This window comes from Rhodococcus opacus B4 (assembly GCF_000010805.1).
Classification (GTDB): Bacteria; Actinomycetota; Actinomycetes; order Mycobacteriales; family Mycobacteriaceae; genus Rhodococcus_F; species Rhodococcus_F opacus_C.
Map to the genome: position 1 here is coordinate 6,915,550 of NC_012522.1, position 19,137 is coordinate 6,934,686.

The 19,137-nt window shown below is 69.8% G+C and carries 19 protein-coding genes; 8 read left to right on the forward strand and 11 right to left on the reverse strand.

Annotated features, from left to right (window positions below; all coding sequences use genetic code 11):
- The first annotated feature begins 8 nt into the window (after positions 1-8).
- Entirely contained in the window at positions 9-1,094 is a 1,086-nt protein-coding gene (locus ROP_RS31335) for an adenosine deaminase (RefSeq protein ID WP_015890013.1), read from the forward strand.
- A gap of 18 nt (positions 1,095-1,112) precedes the next feature.
- Here the strand turns inward: ROP_RS31335 and ROP_RS31340 are convergent, their stop codons facing one another.
- The 5 genes from ROP_RS31340 to ROP_RS31360 all read right to left on the reverse strand — a co-directional run bounded on the left by ROP_RS31340 (position 1,113) and on the right by ROP_RS31360 (position 4,652).
- Positions 1,113-2,357: a hypothetical protein gene (locus tag ROP_RS31340; protein WP_015890014.1), complete on the reverse strand. Its 1,245-nt coding sequence runs from the start codon at positions 2,355-2,357 to the stop codon at positions 1,113-1,115.
- A gap of 123 nt (positions 2,358-2,480) precedes the next feature.
- Complete coding sequence (locus tag ROP_RS31345; protein ID WP_015890015.1) at positions 2,481-2,786, reverse strand: YbaB/EbfC family nucleoid-associated protein; 306 nt, start codon at positions 2,784-2,786, stop codon at positions 2,481-2,483.
- Entirely contained in the window at positions 2,783-3,127 is a 345-nt protein-coding gene (locus ROP_RS31350) for a hypothetical protein (protein WP_015890016.1), read from the reverse strand. Before ROP_RS31350 ends, ROP_RS31345 begins: the two co-directional genes overlap by 4 nt.
- 8 nt (positions 3,128-3,135) lie before the next feature.
- Positions 3,136-4,326: a C40 family peptidase gene (locus ROP_RS31355; RefSeq protein WP_015890017.1), complete on the reverse strand. Its 1,191-nt coding sequence runs from the start codon at positions 4,324-4,326 to the stop codon at positions 3,136-3,138.
- A 2-nt stretch (positions 4,327-4,328) separates the two neighbouring features.
- The gene (locus ROP_RS31360; protein ID WP_015890018.1) at positions 4,329-4,652 is read right to left on the reverse strand and encodes a type VII secretion target; all 324 of its coding nucleotides are present in this window, start codon (positions 4,650-4,652) and stop codon (positions 4,329-4,331) included.
- A 132-nt stretch (positions 4,653-4,784) separates the two neighbouring features.
- On the opposite strand from ROP_RS31360, the gene upp reads away from it, so the two are divergent.
- Positions 4,785-5,408 carry a uracil phosphoribosyltransferase gene (gene upp, locus ROP_RS31365; protein WP_015890019.1) on the forward strand — a complete coding sequence of 208 codons (624 nt, stop codon included), beginning with the start codon at positions 4,785-4,787 and terminating at the stop codon, positions 5,406-5,408.
- 8 nt (positions 5,409-5,416) lie between these two features.
- On the opposite strand, the gene ROP_RS31370 is transcribed toward upp, so the two are convergent.
- Both ROP_RS31370 and ROP_RS31375 read right to left on the reverse strand, forming a co-directional pair.
- Positions 5,417-7,006, reverse strand: a complete 1,590-nt coding sequence (locus ROP_RS31370; RefSeq protein ID WP_015890020.1) for a phospho-sugar mutase — start codon at positions 7,004-7,006, stop codon at positions 5,417-5,419.
- Positions 7,003-7,785 (reverse strand): purine-nucleoside phosphorylase, encoded by a 783-nt coding sequence (locus ROP_RS31375; protein ID WP_015890021.1) that lies wholly within the window; start codon positions 7,783-7,785, stop codon positions 7,003-7,005. Before ROP_RS31375 ends, ROP_RS31370 begins: the two co-directional genes overlap by 4 nt.
- Positions 7,786-7,805: 20 nt before the next feature.
- On the opposite strand from ROP_RS31375, the gene ROP_RS31380 reads away from it, so the two are divergent.
- Genes ROP_RS31380 through ROP_RS31390 form a run of 3 tightly spaced genes read left to right on the forward strand, consistent with a single transcriptional unit; the run spans position 7,806 to position 10,825 of the window.
- Positions 7,806-8,504, forward strand: a complete 699-nt coding sequence (locus ROP_RS31380; protein WP_015890022.1) for an enoyl-CoA hydratase/isomerase family protein — start codon at positions 7,806-7,808, stop codon at positions 8,502-8,504.
- A gap of 12 nt (positions 8,505-8,516) precedes the next feature.
- Positions 8,517-9,677, forward strand: coding sequence for a M20 family metallopeptidase (locus ROP_RS31385; protein WP_015890023.1), 1,161 nt, complete (start codon positions 8,517-8,519; stop codon positions 9,675-9,677).
- Positions 9,674-10,825, forward strand: coding sequence for a M20 family metallopeptidase (locus ROP_RS31390; protein WP_015890024.1), 1,152 nt, complete (start codon positions 9,674-9,676; stop codon positions 10,823-10,825). The genes ROP_RS31385 and ROP_RS31390 overlap by 4 nt, the downstream gene beginning before the upstream one ends.
- Before the next feature lie 13 nt (positions 10,826-10,838).
- On the opposite strand, the gene ROP_RS31395 is transcribed toward ROP_RS31390, so the two are convergent.
- Positions 10,839-11,300 (reverse strand): gamma-glutamylcyclotransferase, encoded by a 462-nt coding sequence (locus ROP_RS31395; RefSeq protein WP_015890025.1) that lies wholly within the window; start codon positions 11,298-11,300, stop codon positions 10,839-10,841.
- Between the two features lie 115 nt (positions 11,301-11,415).
- Between ROP_RS31395 and ROP_RS31400 the strand changes: the two genes are divergently transcribed.
- A complete protein-coding gene (locus ROP_RS31400; RefSeq protein WP_015890026.1) occupies positions 11,416-12,819 on the forward strand; it encodes an NAD(P)H-quinone dehydrogenase in 1,404 nt (467 codons plus the stop codon).
- 169 nt (positions 12,820-12,988) lie between these two features.
- On the forward strand, positions 12,989-14,173 hold the full coding sequence (locus tag ROP_RS31405) for a PLP-dependent aminotransferase family protein (RefSeq protein ID WP_015890027.1): 1,185 nt from the start codon (positions 12,989-12,991) through the stop codon (positions 14,171-14,173).
- Here the strand turns inward: ROP_RS31405 and glpK are convergent.
- Positions 14,158-15,651, reverse strand: a complete 1,494-nt coding sequence (glpK, locus tag ROP_RS31410) for a glycerol kinase GlpK (protein ID WP_015890028.1) — start codon at positions 15,649-15,651, stop codon at positions 14,158-14,160. The genes ROP_RS31405 and glpK overlap by 16 nt on opposite strands.
- 50 nt (positions 15,652-15,701) lie before the next feature.
- Here glpK and glpD point away from each other — a divergent pair, with 50 nt between their 5' ends.
- Entirely contained in the window at positions 15,702-17,444 is a 1,743-nt protein-coding gene (glpD, locus tag ROP_RS31415) for a glycerol-3-phosphate dehydrogenase (protein WP_015890029.1), read from the forward strand.
- Here the strand turns inward: glpD and ROP_RS31420 are convergent.
- Positions 17,422-17,958: a hypothetical protein gene (locus ROP_RS31420; RefSeq protein ID WP_043825699.1), complete on the reverse strand. Its 537-nt coding sequence runs from the start codon at positions 17,956-17,958 to the stop codon at positions 17,422-17,424. The genes glpD and ROP_RS31420 overlap by 23 nt on opposite strands.
- A gap of 184 nt (positions 17,959-18,142) precedes the next feature.
- Positions 18,143-19,102, reverse strand: coding sequence for an oxygenase MpaB family protein (locus ROP_RS31425; protein WP_015890031.1), 960 nt, complete (start codon positions 19,100-19,102; stop codon positions 18,143-18,145).
- Positions 19,103-19,137: the final 35 nt, after the last annotated feature.

The following is a 19,137-nucleotide window of genomic DNA, read 5'->3' on the forward strand; positions in this document are numbered from 1 at the left end:
GTCGTCCCATGACCGCACTGGATCTGTCGGCCCTGCGCCGAGCGCCGAAGGTGTTGCTGCACGATCATCTCGACGGAGGTCTCCGGCCCGAGACGGTTCTCGAACTCGCCCGTGACTGCGGCTACGACGCGCTGCCCGCCGACACCGCGCCCGCGCTCGCCACGTGGTTCCGGGAGGCCGCGGACAGCGGTTCGCTCGAGCGGTACCTCGAGACGTTCGCCCACACCGTCGCCGTCATGCAGACACCCGTCGGGCTCGAACGCGTCGCCCGTGAATGCGCCGAAGACCTCGCCGACGACGGCGTGGTCTACGCCGAGGTCCGGTTCGCCCCGGAGCAGCACCTCGAAGAGGGCCTGACCCTGGACGAGGTCGTGGAGCAGGTCCTGCTCGGATTCGAGGCCGGGGAGTCCGCGGCCGAGGTGCGCGGCCAGAACATCCGGATCGGCGTCCTGCTCACCGCGATGCGGCACGCGGCGCGGTCGCGGGAGATCGCGGAACTGGCCGTCCGGTTCCGGGACCGCGGCGTCGTCGGATTCGACATCGCAGGCGCCGAGGCGGGCAACCCGCCGAGCCGCCACCTCGACGCCTTCGAGTACATGCGGGGCAGCAATGCGCACTTCACCATTCACGCGGGTGAGGCGTTCGGTCTGCCGTCCATTCACGAGGCCATCGCGTTCTGCGGCACGGACCGCCTCGGTCACGGAGTCCGGATCACCGACGACATCACGATCGGCGCCGACGGTGTCCCGGTGCTCGGCAAGCTGGCGAACTATGTGCGGGACAAGAGGATTCCCCTCGAACTGTGTCCCAGCTCCAACGTCCAGACCGGCGCCGTGGACGCGCTCGAGAACCATCCGTTCGACCTGCTCGCCCGGCTGCGGTTCCGGGTCACCGTCAACACCGACAACCGGCTGATGAGCGACACCAGCATGAGCCAGGAGATGCTCCGCCTCGTCGAGACGTTCGGCTACGGCTGGACGGATCTCGAGCGGTACACCATCAACGCGATGAAGTCGGCCTTCATTCCGTTCGATCAGCGGCTGCAGCTGATCGACGAGGTGATCAAGCCGGGATTCGCGGTACTGGTGGGGTGAGCCCCGTAGGGCGGGCGCTCAGACCTTCCGCAGGCGGGCCTCGAACTCCCGCTCGAGCGTCCGCCACGCCTCGGCCTCGGCGTCGAAGGGCGCGCTCGGCGCCATCCGCGTCGGGTCCGGGTTGAGGACGAACGAGACGTACCAGCCCAGCGGCTCGGACGAGGCGAGTGCGGTTTCCACCGAATCGTCGTCAGCGAAATCGGCTGCATCGGTGAACAATTCGACCGCAAGGTCCAGCTGGTCCGCGTCGACGGCCTCCGGGCCGGCGGCCAGGTCGTCGGCGAGACCGGGCAGGACGTACACATTCTCGTCGGTGACCTCGACCTCGAGCGACCCGTCGACGGCCGCGACCTGGATCTCCTCGTACGTGCTGACCTGCGCGAGGGCGTGCTCGTGGTTGTCGGCGAGGTACCGGGCCAGTGCCCGTTCGGACGTGAACACGAAGATCGCGCCGTCACGGCCGAGGAAGATCGCGTCGTCGTCGAGGTAGCACCGGAGCGTGAAGTACGTCTCCCCGGACGTGATGATCTTGACTGGGTCGACACCCACCGCACCCCAGAACGAGTCGTCCTCCTCGTCGTCCTCGGTCCCCAGGTCGAGTGCGACGAACTCCTCGTCCTCCTCGGCCTCCTCCGCGACGTCGTCCACGTCGACGGTGTTCTCGTCGGCCGCCACCAGTTCGGCCTCGGCCACGGCCACCGCCTCGGCGTCCACCTCGGGGGTGGCGACGATGTTGTCGACGGCATCGAGGACGTCGTCCCAGCCCTTCGCGATCGCGGTCCCGATCTGCGCCCACAGTTCCTCGCCCTCGCGTCCCTCGAAGGCGCTGGCGCCTGCGGGGAGCGCACCGAGAATGGGGTTCGCGTTGAAGAACTTGGTGACCGCGTCGAGTTCGCAGACCTCGCCGATATTGCGCACCATGTTGAGCGTGTCTTCGAGTTCGCTCACGACGAGAGCCTCGGGGTCGCTCGCCGCCAGCTCGGGCACACCGATCAGATCGAAGCAGAAGTTCTCGTCGGGCTCGAGCTCGGCGGCGGAGAGCCCGGACACCACGCCCCAGGCGGGGTGCTCGACGAGATCGTTGTCGGTATTCGTGCGGATGAAGGCAGCGAGTTCTGCCACTGATTCGAACCCGTACAGGTCTTCCTCGTGACCAAGGAATGCTTCCCACTCGTCGTCGCCTTCACGCCACCGTGGTGCCCACAGTGTCACGAGGTCGCCGTCGGTGAGACCGAGTTCGATCGGGACGATGTCTCCAGCCATGGCGCGAAGCCTATCGACCCCGCGGCCAAAGTTATACCCGGGCTGTGTGCGGACCGTTTCCGGTACCCGTCGCCGCGGCCCGACGTCGTCGGCCCGACCGTCCCCGACTCCGCCGGCCGAGGGTCACACCTTCCCGAACCCGTCCTGCAGCGCCGTCATGACCCGGGTGCGCTGTTCGGTGGCGAGCCGGGCCGCCTCCTGGGTGGTGCTGGTGATCATCGCCGCGAGGGTGCGGGCGTCGAGGCTCGAGATGGAGTCGTCCATCCACAGACCGGTCAGCGTGCCGTTCCCGTCGACCTCGGCCGTCACCTGGTCGGACTCGCTCGACGCCCGCGCCGTGATCGACTGCAACCCGGCGAGGGCCTCCTCGAGCAGATTCACCTGTTCGGTGGCCCGCCCGACGATCGCATCCATGTCGTGTTCGCTCACAGCGGTCGCATCCAGCTCGTCGGGGTGGGTTCTTCCTCGTCCTCGATCGCCTGCGCGGCGGCGACGTCGGCGCGCGTGGGCAGACCGAGCTTGTCGAGGATCTCGGCGGGCATGCCGTCCCGGGCGAGTTCGTCGCGTCGGCGCGCCCCGGCCTCCATCGCCGAGCGCCTGCAGAGTGTCAGGATCTCGTCCGCGAGCCGCTGGCCACCGTACCGGAGTTCGCGCGGATCGATGCGGAGGTCGAGCGGCAGGCCCTGCTCGGTCGTGCGGACCGAGACGGTGCCGGAGCGATTGCTGACTGCGGCCGTCGTGCCGGCCGGGGGCGGGGTGGGGGGAAACATGATTCCTGTCATTCCGTGGGTCGGTAGAAGCCGTAGAAGCCCATGCCGCTGTTGCTGGTTCGGATCGGACCGACCTGCACGGGATCACCGGCCTCGACGAGTTGACCGTTGCCGATCACCATCGCCACGTGCCCGTCCCACACGGCGAGGTCGCCGGGCATCAGGTCGCCCGGGTCGACGGCGGTGCCGACGTTCTGCTCCTGCGCCAGGCGCGGAAGACCGACGCCCGCTTCGCCGTACGCCCACTGCGTCAGCCCGCTGCAATCGAGGCCCTCGCCGGGCGACGTCCCGCCCCAGACGTACGGGACACCCTGCTGCGACAGCGCGTTGCGCACGGCGTCGGCCGCCTCCTTGTTGGGGGCGACGGCGGTGCTGCCGTCGGGCAGGACCACCTCGACGCCCTCGCCGCCGTGGGCGGGGTCCGGGGCGGACGGCCCGTGACCGGTGCCTCCCGATCTGCCGGTGAGCGAATCCGCCCGGGACCCGCCCGCCGCGCGCCCGCCCGACGAGTGCGCGGCCGGGGCGGAGATGCTCGTCAGGCCCGACATCGGCGACGTCCCCGAGGAACTCGCGAACCCGGACGCCGCACGGCTCACCGCGTCCGAGCCCACGGGCGCGACGGGGGCGGCGGAGGCGGGCGCCGTGCTCGCCGCGGTCGTGCTCGCGGGTGCGGTGGCGGCGGGTGCGGACGGGACGTTTTCGGCCGGGGTGAGGGTGACCATCTTCCCGGTCTGCTCGGCGAGTTCGGCCCGCACCTTCGCGACGACCGCGGTGGCCCGGCCGAGGTGGTCGAGTGCCGCTGCGACGATCATCGCCTGACCGGGCGGGGTGGCCAGGGCGGGTCCGGCCGCGACCGCGAGGGAGATGAACGACTGCAGGATGTCCTGCAACTGCAGCATTCCGGCCCGGACGAACTCGGAGGCTTCGGCGACGACGGCCGCCATGTCGTTGCCGCGATCGGAGACCGCGACCGTCGCGCGCTGCGCTTCCTCGGTCTTCACGATCGCACCGGTGCCGCCCCTGCCCTGCCAGTCGCCGTAGATCGAGCTGATGCCGGCACGGCCGGTGCCGTGCACCGCGTCGATGGCGACCGAGGACGCGCGCAGGGCGTCGGCGGGACCGCCCGCCGGAAGGACTCCGCTGCCGAACGCCCCGAGCAGATCGAGGATCGGGCGGGTGAGGAGGTCGATGGGGATCACGGTCAGGCCTCCAGCCCGACCGCGTCCGCGGCGAGCGCGGCCGTCGTGGCCAGCTCGGTGCCCTCGTACGCGGCGGCATTCGCGAGCGCAGTCGCGCTGATTCCGCCGAGTACGCCGGACAGCTTCTCGATGGAGGCCAGGTGCGCGGCGTGCGCGGTGGCGAAGGCGGCCACGAAGTCGCCGCCGATCACCCCGAAGACCGGACCGAGCAGCAGCGGTCCCGCGGCGGCGGCCCCGAGACCCGCGGCCTGCATCTCCACGGACATGGTCGCGGCCGTGGCCGCGAACTCGGCGATACTCGCGGTATCCGCCCTCAAGTCGTTCATCGTCATCCCCCCAGTCGGATTTGATACCGGTCACCATATTGGACGCGGGGGACAGGTGATCGGTTCCACCCCCGATCCGCCGAGAATGGCGCTCCTGCGAAATCTCGACGCGCGCCCGCTTATTCTTCGAGCATGAACACGCACGTCGTCGACCACCCGCTCGCAGCGGTCCTCCTGACCACGATGCGCGATGCGCGCAGCGACAATGCGACATTCCGCGCGGCCCTGCGAAGGCTGACCCACATGCTGGTGTACGAGGCGATGCGCGAGGCTCCGGTCGAGACGTTCGACGTGGTCACGCCCATCGCGACCACCGACGGGGTGCGGCTGAGCCATCCGCCGCTGCTCGTCCCGGTCCTGCGCGCGGGGCTGGGCATGGTCGAGCAGGCCAGCAGCCTGATCCCGCAGGCGCGAGTCGGTTTCGTCGGCATGGCCCGCGACGAGGACACGCATCTGCCGGTGCCGTATCTCGAGTCGCTTCCCGCGGACCTGTCCGGTATCCCGGTCTATGTCCTCGACCCGATGCTGGCCACCGGCGGTTCGATGGTGCACACGATCGACCTGCTCGTCGCCCGCGGCGCCACGGACGTCACCGCCGTGTGCGTCGTCGCGGCGCCCGAAGGCGTCGCGGCCCTCACCGCGTCCGGTCATCCCGTGCGACTGGTCACCGCGGCGGTCGACGAGGGACTGAACGGGGACGCGTTCATCGTTCCCGGCCTCGGCGACGCCGGCGACCGGCAGTTCGGACCGCGCTGACGCCCCGGCTACAGGGCTTCGGCGAACTCGCGCAACAGGTCCAACCGCGTCTCGGCCGTCTTACGCGCCGCGGGTAGCGCCGACCGATCCGGCACCGGGACGACCACCTCCAGGTAGCACTTGAGCTTGGGTTCGGTCCCGGAGGGACGCACGACCACCCGGACGGTCGACCCGGCGAGGACGACGGCGTCGGTGCGGGACTGCCCGCGCAGTTCCGCGAGATCGGTGGTCGCGACGGGCTCGCCGGCCAGTTCGGCCGGCAGCTCCGCCCGCAGCCGCCGCATCATCTCGGTGATGTCCGTGAGATCGGTGACGCGGCGCGACACCTGGTCTCCGGCGTGCAGCCCGAATTCGAGCGCGTAGTCGTCCAGCCGGTCGAGGAGTGTCGCCCCCTCCGCCCGCAGGGTCGCCGCGAGGTCGGCGGCCACCACTGCCGCGGAGATACCGTCCTTGTCGCGCACCGACTCCGGGTCGACGCAGTGACCGATCGCCTCCTCGTACGCGTAGACGAGACCCTCGCCTGCCCGGACGAGCCACTTGAACCCGGTGAGGGTGCGGGCGAAGCGGGCGCCGCGGGCCGCGGCGAGCTTCCCGAGGAGTGCGGACGAGACGATCGTCGTCGCGACGAGTGGATCCGAGGGGGCGGAGGCGAGGACGTGGTCGCCGAGCAGCACACCGGTCTCGTCTCCGCGGAGCATCCGCCAGCCGTCCGGCCCGCGCACCCCGACCGCGCACCGGTCCGCGTCGGGGTCGAGGGCCAGCGCGAGGTCGGCGTCGACGTCCGCGGCGAGCGCGAGGACGGCGTCCGAGGCGCCCGGCTCCTCGGGATTGGGGAACTCGACGGTCGGAAAGTCCGGGTCGGGGTCGAACTGCGCGGCGACGGTGTGGACGTCGGTGAACCCGGCGGATTTCAGTGCGGCGAGCGCGGTCTCGCCGCCGACGCCGTGCATGGCGGTGAGCGCGATCCGCACGGATCGCGACCCGCCCCGGGGCAGGGACGCGACCCGGTCGACGTAGCGGTCGAGGAGCTCCCCGGACACCGGGGTCACCGGCGTCCGGGGCACGAGATCCGCCCGCCCGATCCGGGCGATCGCCGCCTCGATCTCCCGGTCGGACGGCGAGATCAACTGGGCGCCGCCGTCGAGGTAGACCTTGTATCCGTTGTCGGCGGCGGGATTGTGGGAGGCGGTGATCTGCACGCCGGCCGCGGCCCGGAGGCGGCGGACCGCGAACGCGACGAGCGGTGTGGGCAGGGGACGGGGGAGCAGGACGACCGAGAATCCCGCAGCCGCCAGCACTTCCGCGGCCGCGACGGCGAACTTCTCCGATCCGTGCCGCGCGTCGCGCCCGACGACGACCGTGGAGCCGCCCAGGCAGCGGTCCTTCAGCCACGCGCCCAGCCCGGCGGTCGTGCGGATCACGACGGCGAGGTTCATGCCGTTCGGGCCCGCCCGCACCGGGCCGCGCAGTCCCGCGGTCCCGAAACTCAGCGGCGCGGCGAAGCGGTCGGCGAGTTCGCCGGCGGGCAGGCTCGCGAGTTCCGCCCGGGTGACGGGGTCGGGATCGGCGTCGATCCAGTCCGAGATCGGATCGTTCACAAGCGCTCCACCAGTTCTCGCAGGAGCCCGCCCATACGATCGGCGGACGCCCGGCCCGCGGCGAGGACCTCCTCGTGGTTCAGGTGCTCGCCGGTGATGCCTGCCGCGAGGTTCGTCACCATCGAGATCCCGAGGACCCGGGCGCCGAGCGCCCGCGCCGCGATCGTCTCGTGGACGGTGGACATCCCGACGAGGTCGGCGCCCAACGTCCGCAGCATGCGGATCTCGGCCGGGGTCTCGTAGTGCGGGCCGGGCAGACCGGCGTAGACGCCTTCGGTGAGCGATCCGTCGATGTCGTGGGCGAGGGCCCGCAGTTCGGGGTCGTACGCGTCGACGAGGTCCACGAACTCGGCGCCCACGAGTGGCGACCGCGCCGTGAGGTTGAGGTGATCGCTGATCAGCACCGGCTGTCCGACGGTGAAGTCCTCGCGGATTCCCCCCGCGGCGTTCGTCAGGATGACGGTCGACGCCCCGGCGGCGACGGCCGTCCGCACCGGGTGGACGACGGACGACAGGGGATGCCCCTCGTAGGCGTGGGTGCGGCCGAGCAGGACGAGGATCCGCTTGCCGCCCACCTCCACGGACCGGATCGTTCCGGCGTGTCCCGCGGCGGACGGCGGTGTGAACCCCGGCAGGTCGGCCATCGGGACAGTGCAGAGTGATTCGCCGAACCGGTCGGCGGCGGCATTCCACCCCGATCCGAGGACGACGGCGATCGAGTGTTCTGCGCAGTTCGTGTGCGCGGCGAGCGCGGCGGCCGCGGCGTCTGGCGTTCCCATGAGGCGATAGTCTTCCACTCATGCCCCATCTCGATCGCGACGGCGACGTATTCATCCTGTACCTCGGCAACGAGGGCGAGACGGACAACGAGAACCGCTTCCATCCGGATTGGATCGACGCCACCCACGCCGCGCTGGACGAGGTCGAAGCCTCCGAGGGGCCCGCAGCGCTGGTGACGACCGCGACGGGCAAGTTCTTCACGAACGGTCTGGACACCACGTGGATCTTCGCCAACACGGACAAGCTCCCCGAGTATCTCGACCGCGTGCACACGATCTACAGCCGCCTGCTCGCGTTTCCGATGGCGACCGTCGCCGCCGTCCAGGGGCACGCTTTCGGTGCCGGCGCGATGCTCGCCACCTCGCACGACTTCCGGGTGATGCGCGCCGACCGCGGGTTCTACTGCCTTCCCGAGGTGTCGCTGAACATGCCGTTCACCGTGGGGATGTCGGCGCTCCTGAACACGCGCCTGCCCAAGCAGACCGCGGTCGAGGCGATGACGACGGGTCGCCGTTTCGGCGGTTCCGACGCGCTCGCCGCGGGCATCGTCGATCAGATCGAGCAGGGGGAGGCCGTCCTCTCCGCCGCCGTGACACGGGCCGCCGCGCTCACCGCCACCCGTGGCGCCAACCTGGCCGGGATCAAGCGCGGAATCCATCACGACGCCCTCGCCGCGCTCGCCGCGGCGACGGACAAGAGCAACTTCAGCTTCGGGTGAGAGAATGAGCACGTGAATGCGGATGTCGAGGCGGCGGTCAGGTCAATCGAGACCGATCTGATCGCGCTGTCCCATTCGATCCACAGCGAACCGGAACTCGCCTTCGAGGAGTTCCGGAGCGTCGCGAAGATCACCGAACTGCTCAAACGCAGCGGGTTCGACGTGCGCACGGGCATCGCGGACCTGCCGACGGCGTTCGACGCCACGTTCGGCAGCGGCGACCTCGTCATCGGCATCTGCGCCGAATACGACGCGCTGCCGGAGATCGGGCACGCCTGCGGCCACAACATCATCGCGGCGTCCGCGGTCGGCGCCGGAGTCGCGCTCGCCACGGTGGCCGAACGACTCGGGATCACGGTGCGGGTCATCGGGACGCCCGCGGAGGAGAGCGGCGGCGGGAAGATCGCCATGCTCGAGAAGGGTGTCTTCGACGGGGTCGCGGCCGCCCTGATGGTGCACCCGGGTCCGATCGACATCACGGGAGCGACCTCGCTCGCGCTGGCCGACATCGCGGTCACGTTCAACGGCCGCGAAGCGCACGCGTCGGCCGCGCCGGAGTTCGGGCGCAACGCCGCCGACGCCGCGACCGTCGCCCAGGTCGGTATCGGCCTGCTGCGCCAACATCTCTCGCCGGGACAGCAGATCCACGGCATCGTCTCCGACGGCGGCACCGCGCCCAACATCGTTCCCGCCCGCTCCGAAATGCTGTACTACCTGCGTGCCGAGACGGCGTGGGCGCTGTCCGAGCTGTCGGCCCGCGCGGAAGCGTGCTTCGCGGCCGGGGCACTCGCCACCGGGTGCACCCACGAGATCCGCACGGTGTCGCCGACGTACACGGAACTGACACCGGACCCCTGGCTGGTGGCGACGTACCGGGAGCAGATCCTCGACATGGGACGGACGCCGTTGCCGCTCGAATGGGAAGGCGTCCGCCCGCTGGGCAGCACCGACATGGGCAACGTCACCAACGTCCTGCCCGGAATTCACCCGATCATCGGCCTCGACTCCGGAGGTGCGGTGACGCATCAGCCGCAGTTCGCGGCGGCGTGCATCACCGAATCCGCCGACCTTGCCGTGATCGACGGAGCGATTGCCCTGGCTCGCACGGCAGTTCGCGCTGCGACGGACGACACACAGCGGGTGCGGCTGTTGGAAGGAGTTGATCGCCGGTGAACGCGGCAGTCGACAAATGGATTCTCGCTCACACCGACGAACTCTCCCAGTGGCGGCGGCACATCCACGCCAATCCCGAACTCGCGCGACACGAGTACGCGACGACGGAATTCGTGGCGACCCGCCTCGCCGCGGCGGGACTGTCACCCGAACTGCTTCCCGGGGGAACGGGGCTCACGTGCGATCTCGGGCCGTCGGACGGTCCCCGCATCGCGTTGCGCGCCGACATGGACGCCCTGCCGCTCCAGGAACTCACCGGCGCCACGTACTCGTCGACGGTGCCGGGCGTGTCGCACGCGTGCGGGCACGACGCGCACACCACCATCCTGCTGGGAACCGGCCTGGCCCTCAGCGAGATCCCCGACCTGCCGGTGGGCGTCCGGCTGATCTTCCAGCCCGCCGAGGAGGTCATGCCCGGCGGTGCTCTGGAGGTCGTCGCGGCCGGACGGCTCGAGGGCGTGTCGCGGATCTTCGCCCTCCACTGCGATCCGCGGCTCGCGGCCGGGCGCGTCGGGGTGCGGCTCGGCGCGATCACGTCCGCGGCCGACACGATCGAGGTCGTGCTCGACTCGCCGGGCGGCCACACGTCGCGCCCGCACCTGACCACCGACCTCGTGTTCGCGCTGGGAACCGTCGTGACCGGACTGCCGGGCATGCTCAGCAGGCGGATCGACCCACGCACCGGCACCGTCATGGTGTGGGGCGCCGTCAGCGCCGGCCGCGCCCCCAACGCCATCCCGCAGACCGGCATGATGTCCGGCACCGTGCGGACCGGCGACCACGAGACGTGGGAGATGCTCGAGCCGCTGGTCCGGGAGATCGTCCACGGGCTCCTGGCGCCCACCGGGGTGCGGTATCAGCTGAACTACCGCCGCGGAGTCCCGCCCGTCGTCAACGACGAGGTGTCGACGCGCATGTTCGAGGACGCGATCCGCACCGTCGGCCCGGACGCCCTCGCCGACACGCCGCAGTCGGGCGGCGGCGAGGACTTCTCCTGGTATCTCGAAGAGGTTCCCGGCGCGATGGCCCGGCTCGGCGTCTGGTCGGGGGTCGGCGAGCAACTCGACATCCACCAGCCCACGTTCGACCTGGACGAGCGGGCGCTCGGCGTCGGCGTGCGGGTGCTGTCGAGCCTGGTGCTGGGCTGAGGCCCCGCAGTCCCTATTCGGTGCCCGGCCCGACGTTACGGCTGTTGCGGGTGCGCAGGTCGCGCACGTAGTCGGCGGGGGCACCGGCGATCTCCGCGGCGTCGGCCATCACCCCGAGGTAGCGTGCCGACGGCAGGCCGCCCTCGTACGCGTCGAGCACGTACAACCAGGCGAGTTCCGGTTCGCCGACGGTGTCCACGCGCACGCGGATCTTGCGGTGGATGCCGAGTTCGGAGCCCTCCCATCGGTCGAGGCTGACCTCGTCCTCCTCGGGAACGTCGTAGAGCACGACGAACACCTTGGAATCGGGGTCCTCGACCACGGTGGCGAGTGCGCCCTCCCAGCCGATGTCCCCTCCACTGAACGTCAGTCGCCAGCCGTGCAGCCAGCCCGTCCCCGCCATCGGCGAGTGAGGGCAGCGCTGCAACATCTGCTCGGGATGCATGTTGGACCCGTAGGCGGCATAGATCGACACGGCGGCAAGCCTAAACGGTGGCTAGTAATCTGTTGCATGCAGTGCACGACACGACGCGCTGCGATCGTCGAAAAGCCGGCCGGAGACCCCGGTCGACAGCTGAATTGGAGGACAGATGACCCGAATCGTGATCATTGGTGGCGGGCCTGCCGGATACGAGGCAGCGCTGGTGGCCGCACAGCACGGCGCCTCCGTCTCCTTGATCGATTCGGACGGGGTGGGCGGCGCCTGCGTTCTGTTCGACTGCGTGCCGTCCAAGACCTTCATCGCCTCCACCGGCGTGCGTACCGACATGCGGCGCGCCACCGACCTGGGGATTGCGCTCGACCCCGAGCAGGCCACGGTCGCACTGCCGCAGATCCACGCCCGCGTGAAGAGCCTCGCGCAGGCACAGTCCTCCGACATCCGCACCCGCCTGCAGACGGTGGGGGTCGAACTGCTGTCGGGCACCGCCGAGCTCACCGACCAGCGGCTCGGCATGGCGTCGCATCAGGTGTGTGCGACCCTCGAGAACGGCGAGAAGAAGACGCTCGACGCGGACGTCGTCCTCATCGCCACCGGGGCGAGTCCCCGGGTGATCCCCGGGGCGGAGCCGGACGGCGAGCGCATCCTGACGTGGCGCGACCTCTACGACCTCGACGCGCTGCCGACGCACCTCGTCGTCGTCGGTTCCGGTGTGACCGGCGCCGAGTTCGTGTCCGCCTACACCGAGATGGGTGTGAAGGTCACCCTGGTGTCCAGCCGCGACCGCGTCCTGCCCGGTGAGGACGCCGACGCCGCCCTCGTCCTCGAGGACGTCCTCGCCGAACGTGGCGTCACCCTCGTCAAGCACGCCCGGGCCGACGCCGTGAAGCGCACCGAGGACGGCATCGTCGTCGTCCTCGCGGACGGCCGCACCGTCGAGGGCAGCCACGCCCTGATGACGGTCGGTTCGGTTCCCAACACGCAGAATCTCGGGCTGGAGAAGGTCGGCATCGAACTCGACAAGGGTGGATACCTGCGGGTGGACCGGGTGTCGCGGACGCCGGTGTCGGGGATCTACGCGGCGGGCGACTGCACAGGTCTGCTGCCGCTGGCGTCGGTCGCCGCCATGCAGGGCCGCATCGCGATGTACCACGCACTCGGTGAGGGTGTGAGCCCCATCAAGCTGAAGACGGTGGCGTCGGCGGTGTTCACGCGCCCCGAGATCGCGACCGTGGGCGTCAGCCAGGCCGCGATCGACGACGGCGAGGTGCCCGCCCGCACCGTCATGCTCCCGCTCAACACCAACCCGCGCGCCAAGATGTCCGGGCTGCGCCGCGGTTTCGTGAAGATCTTCTGCCGCCCGGCCACCGGTGTGGTGATCGGCGGCGTGGTGGTGGCCCCCAACGGGTCGGAACTGATCCTGCCCATCGCCATCGCCGTGCAGAACAACCTCACCGTCAACGATCTCGCCGCGACGTTCTCGGTGTACCCGTCGCTGACGGGGTCGATCACCGAGGCGGCTCGGCAGCTGATGCGGCACGACGACCTGGACTGATCCCGAAATGTGAGAATCACATTTCACATAGTGGCTCCCTCGGTGGGATAGTCGAGGCACGGTCCGAAATCATCGGCCGTGCCTCGGCGCTCTCCCGCCCCGCAGACCCAGGACGGACAGGGTGTTCCTCACCTGATCTCCGCTTTTGACGTGCCTCCTGGGAGTCGACATGCCGCAAACACTTGCCCGCCGTATGGAGGGGCTGCACAGCTCCGCCATCCGTGACCTTCTCACCCTCACTGCCCGGCCCGACGTGGTCAGCCTCGCGGGCGGGCTGCCGGACCCCGAATTCATTCCGCGGGAACGGATCCGGAAGGAAGCCGAACTCGCGCTCGCGGACCCGGCGTCCGTCCAGTACGGCGAGACCACCGGGCTGCGAAGGCTCCGCGACGTGCTCGCCGCACGTGAGGGCGCCAGGATCGGCCGGCCGCTCGGCGCCGCCGACGTCGTCGTCACCCATGGCTCGCAGCAGGCGCTGAGCCTGCTCGCGCAGGTGCTGCTCGACCCCGGCGACGTCGTGATCGTCGAAGAACCCGCCTACACCGGAGCGCTGCAGGTGTTCCGTGCCGCCGAGGCCGACGTCCGGTCCGTCCCGCTGGACGCCGACGGCACGGACACCGCCGCCCTGCAGGGCATGCTCGAGTCCGGGCTTCGGCCCACCGTCGTCCACACGGTGAGCAATTTCCACAACCCGCGCGGCGTCGTCCTGGCGGCCGGCCGCCGGGAGCACCTCGCCGCGCTGGCCGACCGCTACGGCTTCTGGGTGATCGAGGACGACCCGTACGGCGAACTCTTCTTCGACGGACCGCCGCCCGCGCCCGTCGCGGCCCTGTCGGACCGGGTGATCCGGCTGTCCAGCGCATCGAAGATCCTGGCACCCGCGCTGCGGGTCGGGTGGCTGCACGGCGACCGGCGGGTGTGCGAGGCCGTCGAACTGCTCAAGCAGGGTGCGGACCTCTGCGGTTCGTCACTGACCCATCAGATCGCCGCCGGACTGCTGTCGGACGAGCCGTGGCTGGACCTGCACCTGGAGATGCTGCGCGCCCGCTACGGGTCCCGGGCCCGGGCACTCGCCGCCGGGATCGCCTCCACGTTCGGTGACCGCGCCGGGGTGTCGTCGGCCGTGGGTGGAATGTTCTGCTGGACCGAATTCGCCGACCCGGACCTGGACACCGCGGCGCTGCTGCAGACCGCCGTCGAGCACGGTGTGGCCTTCGTCCCCGGATCGGCGTTCGGCGTCGCCGCGGAGCACCGGAGCGCTCTGCGGCTGTGCTTCGCGACCTGTTCGGAAGACGTGCTGACGGGCGCGGCGGCGCGGCTCGGCGACGCGTACGCCGCTCACGCCCAGTCGTAGGTCCGCTCGACCGCCTTGTTCCACTCGGCGTAGAGCCGGGTGGACTCGGCCTCGTCCATCCCGGGCTCCCAGGTCTTGTCGACGGCCCAGTTCGCGCGGATGTCGTCCTCGCTCTCCCAGAAGCCGACGGCCAGACCTGCGGCATAGGCGGCGCCCAGCGCGGTCGTCTCGTTGACGACGGGCCGGATGACGGGTACCGCGAGAATGTCCGACTGGAACTGCATGAGGGTCTCGTTGACGACCATGCCGCCGTCCACCTTCAGGGAGGCGAGTTCGACGCCCGAATCGGCGCGCATCGCCTCGATCACCTCGCGGGTCTGGTACGCGGTGGCCTCGAGGGCGGCCCTCGCGAGATGGCCCTTGTTCACGAACCGGGTGAGCCCGACGATCGCCCCGCGGGCGTCGGGCCGCCAGCGGGGTGCGAACAACCCGGAGAACGCGGGCACGAAGTAGGCGCCGCCGTTGTCGTCGACCGACTTCGCCAGATCCTCGATATCCTTCGCCGAACTGATGATTCCCAGGTTGTCGCGCAGCCACTGCACCAGCGAACCGGTGACGGCCACGGATCCCTCGAGTGCGTAGACGGCCGGTGCGTCGCCGATCTTGTAGCAGACGGTGGTGAGGAGGCCGTGCTTGCTGTGCACAGGAGTGGTCCCCGTGTTGAGCAGCAGGAAGTTTCCCGTCCCGTACGTGTTCTTCGCTTCGCCTTCCGACAGGCAGGCCTGCCCGAACGTCGCGGCCTGCTGATCGCCGAGGATTCCCGCGACGGGCACGCCCGGCAGCGTCCCCCGTTCGCGTCCGACGCCGTAGATCTCCGACGAGCTGCGGATCTCCGGCAGCATCGACATCGGGATGCCGAAATCGGCGCAGATCTCCGGATCCCAGTCGAGGGTCTCGAGATTCATGAGCAGCGTGCGGGACGCGTTGGTGACATCCGTCACGTGGGTGCCCTCCGTGATGTGCCACAGAATCCAGCTGTCGATCGTGCCGAAGCAGAGTTCGCCCGCCTCCGCCTTCTCGCGGGCGCCGTCGACGTTGTCGAGGATCCAGCGGACCTTCGGCCCCGAGAAATACGTCGACAGCGGCAGGCCGGTGCGTTTCTGGTAGCGGCCTGGGCCCTCGTCGCCGCCGAGCCGCGTGCACAATTCGTCGGTGCGCGTGTCCTGCCAGACGATGGCGTTGTACACGGGTTCTCCCGTGTTCCGGTCCCACACGACCGCCGTCTCGCGCTGATTGGTGATGCCGATCGCGGCGATGTCTGTTTTGGTGAGGTCGGCCTTCGCGAGCGCGGACGCCACCACCTCGCGGGTGTTGATCCACAGCTGCCTCGGGTCGTGCTCCACCCAGCCTGCGCGCGGAAAGAACTGCTCGTGCTCCTTCTGGGCGACGCTCACCACGGCGCCGTCGTGGTCGAAGATCATGCAGCGGCTGGAGGTGGTGCCCTGGTCTATCGCGGCGATGTACTGAATCACACGCATGAAGCTACTAGCCTGGGCATGAATCCGTCGTCATCTCACAGGAGCCCGAGTTGAGTAGTCAGCCTGGTGTGCAGTTCCTCGGTCCCCGGCAGCGCGATGCCGCCTGGGACGAGCTGCAGACCGAACAGTTCGACGTCGTCGTGATCGGCGGTGGTGTGGTCGGGGCCGGTGCGGCCCTGGACGCGGCCACCCGCGGGCTGAAGGTGGCGTTGGTGGAGGCGCGCGACTACGCGTCCGGAACGTCGAGCCGCTCGTCGAAGATGTTCCACGGCGGGCTGCGCTACCTCGAGCAGCTCGAGTTCGGACTGGTCCGGGAGGCACTCCGGGAGCGTGAGCTGTCGCTGACCACCCTCGCGCCGCACCTGGTGAAGCCGCTCAAGTTCCTGTTCCCGATCACCCACCGGTTGTGGGAGCGCCCCTACATGGCGGCCGGGATCTTCCTCTATGACCGGATGGGCGGCGCCAAATCGGTTCCGCCGCAGAAGCATCTGACCCGCGCGGGTGCGCTGCGGATGGCGCCGGGGCTCAAGCGCAACTCGCTGACCGGTGGCATCCAGTACTACGACACCGTCGTCGACGACGCCCGGCACACCATGACCGTTGCTCGCACCGCCGCCCACTACGGGGCGGTCGTGCGGACGTCGACGCAGGTGGTCGGATTCCTCCGGGAGGCGGACCGGGTCTCCGGAGTGCGCGTCCGGGACTGCGAGGACGGGCGCACCGCGGACGTCAAGGCACACGTCGTCATCAACGCGACCGGGGTGTGGACCGACGAGATCCAGGCGCTGTCGCGGCAACGCGGCCGGTTTCGCGTCCGCGCGTCCAAGGGCGTCCACATCGTGGTGCCCCGCGACCGGATCGTCAGCGACGCCGCGATCATCCTCCGCACCGAGAAGTCGGTGCTGTTCGTCATTCCGTGGGGCAGCCACTGGATCATCGGCACCACCGACACGGACTGGAACCTCGACCTCGCGCACCCGGCGGCCACCAAGGCCGACATCGACTACATCCTCGGCCACGTCAACAAGGTGCTGGTGACGTCGCTGACCCACGACGACATCGACGGTGTGTACGCGGGTCTGCGTCCGCTGCTCGCCGGGGAGAGCGACGAGACGTCCAAGCTGTCCCGCGAGCACGCCGTCGCGCGGGTCGCGCCGGGCCTCGTCGCCATCGCGGGCGGCAAGTACACCACCTACCGCGTGATGGCCGAGGACGCCGTGGATCTCGCGGCCGAGGACATTCCGGCGCGGATGGCGCCGTCCATCACCGAGAAGGTGCCGCTCGTGGGTGCGGACGGCTACTTCGCGCTGGTCAACCAGACCGTGCATCTCGGCCAGCTGTACGGGCTGCACCCGTACCGGGTGAAGCACCTGCTGGACCGTTACGGCTCGCTGATCGGCGAGGTGCTCGACCTGGCGGCCGACAAGCCGGAACTGCTCCAGCCCCTCACCGACGCGCCCGCCTACCTGCAGGTCGAGGTCGTGTACGCGGCGGCGGCCGAGGGTGCGCTGCATCTCGACGACATCCTCGCCCGGCGCACCCGGATCGCGATCGAGTACTCGCACCGGGGTGTGAACTGCGCCGAGCAGGTGGCGCAGCTGGTGGCTCCGGTCCTCGGCTGGGACGCCGACGACATCGACCGCGAGGTGAAGACGTACCAGGCGCGGGTGGAGGCGGAGGTGCAGTCGCAGGCGCAACCGGACGACCTGTCCGCCGACGCGTTGCGGGCGGCGGCACCGGAATCGCGGATCGAACTGCTCGAACCGCCGGTCAGTGTGTCAGAAATACCTTGACGATCACGATGGCCGATGCGACGACGGCGAGGCCGAACGCCGCCCAGTGGGTGCCGGACGTGACTCTCTCGCGGCGGAGACGGCTGATCACGTAACTGATCGACGCGATCCGGGTGATCATCACCAACTCGGCGATCAACTGCGCGGTCCTCGGCTCCAGCCAGCCGATCAGCGCGGCGCACAGGATGACGCTGGGGACTACGGCCGACGTGAGGATGGGCAGGCCGTCGCGGAGTTCCCCGCTGCGTTCGGCTCGGGTGAGCGTGCGGTCGAGACGCAGTGTCTGCCCGACGGACTCGGCGAATAGGTGCGCGAGGAATGTGGACAGCGCCGCTCCGACGACGATCGCGATGCCGACGGTTTCCTGTGCCTTGGTGACGGGGATGAGCGCGGCGAGGACGAGGATGTTGCCGTAGATGTAGGCGCTGATGCGCCGAGCGGCGCGCTCGGTGTCGATCGGGGCGTCGGTCAGCTGCGCGGGGCGGTTGAAGAGCTTCGGAAGGTCCCACTCCATGGCCCCGAGCATTCCACGCGCACGCGGTCAGCGAGTGTGGACGAGCGATTTCGGTGCGTGTGCGGCGACGACCCCGGAGAGCGCCATGACGACGAGGGCTGTGACAGCGATGAATTCCATGTCATTCAGCGTCGTCCCGGAACCCGTGAGCAGTGTGGGCGTTGTCTGTGAGCTCCCTGGGAACTCAGACTTTCGGGCTGTAGTGCTGGGGATCGTCGCGCCGGCCCCGCGGTGGAAGGTTGCGTCGCGGGGTGTGGACGAGCGGTGCGTGCGCGGGGGCGCGTCCGGTCTCGCGGTCCCAGCCGGCGCGGGCGCGCGGGTGGTAGCGGTACCGCCACGGGACGAGACGGAATACCGCGTTCACGGCGCGGCTGACGAGAGTGTGCAGGCGCTCGTCGCGTGTGGTCCAGCGGTAGCCGAGGAGGTCGCGGACCGGTGGGTCGTACATGCCGACGGTCAGCCACACGAAGCCCTTCGCCACCGGGATGCGGAGGATCGCCCAGATCGGGCCGGGTAGCCACGACAGGAACGGGGGAGCGCCGAGCCCGGACAGGTCGAGGACGTCGCGGGTGGCTTTGTTGTCCTCGAGGACGTTGCGGCACATGTGATCCCAGTAGTCCTGGAACGCCTCCCAGGTTTCCGGGACGGGTCGCATGCTCATCCCGTACAGGCGGTACCACTGGATGTGCTCGGTGAACAGCCGGCGCTTCTGGTCTTCGGTGAGGCCACCCATGAAATTGTCGCCGGTGAGGATGGTGCCCATGAAGAACGTGGCGTGCGCCCAGTAGAACGTGTCCGGGTCGAGGGCGTGGTACCGGCGGCCGTGCTTGTCGATCCCTTTGATGTTGTCGTGGTACCCGCGCACCTGCTCGGCGGTCTGCCGGGCGCGGTCGCCGTCGAAGACGACGCCGCCGATCGGGTACAGCGACCGGTAGAGGCGCTCCCACCGCTCGTCGAAGAAGCGGGAGTGTTCCTCGACGCCCGCGCCGAGCCCGGGATGCATGTTCTGCATCGACCCCGCCCAGACGCCCTGCAGCATTCCGCGCCAGTCGCCGAAATACTTCCAGGTCAGCGAATCGGGGCCGAGGGGAACTGGGGCCGAGGCCGGGACGGGCGTGCCGTCCGCGTTCAGGTGACTACGCACGTTGTCAGACTAGGATCTGACAACACGCGTAGTCA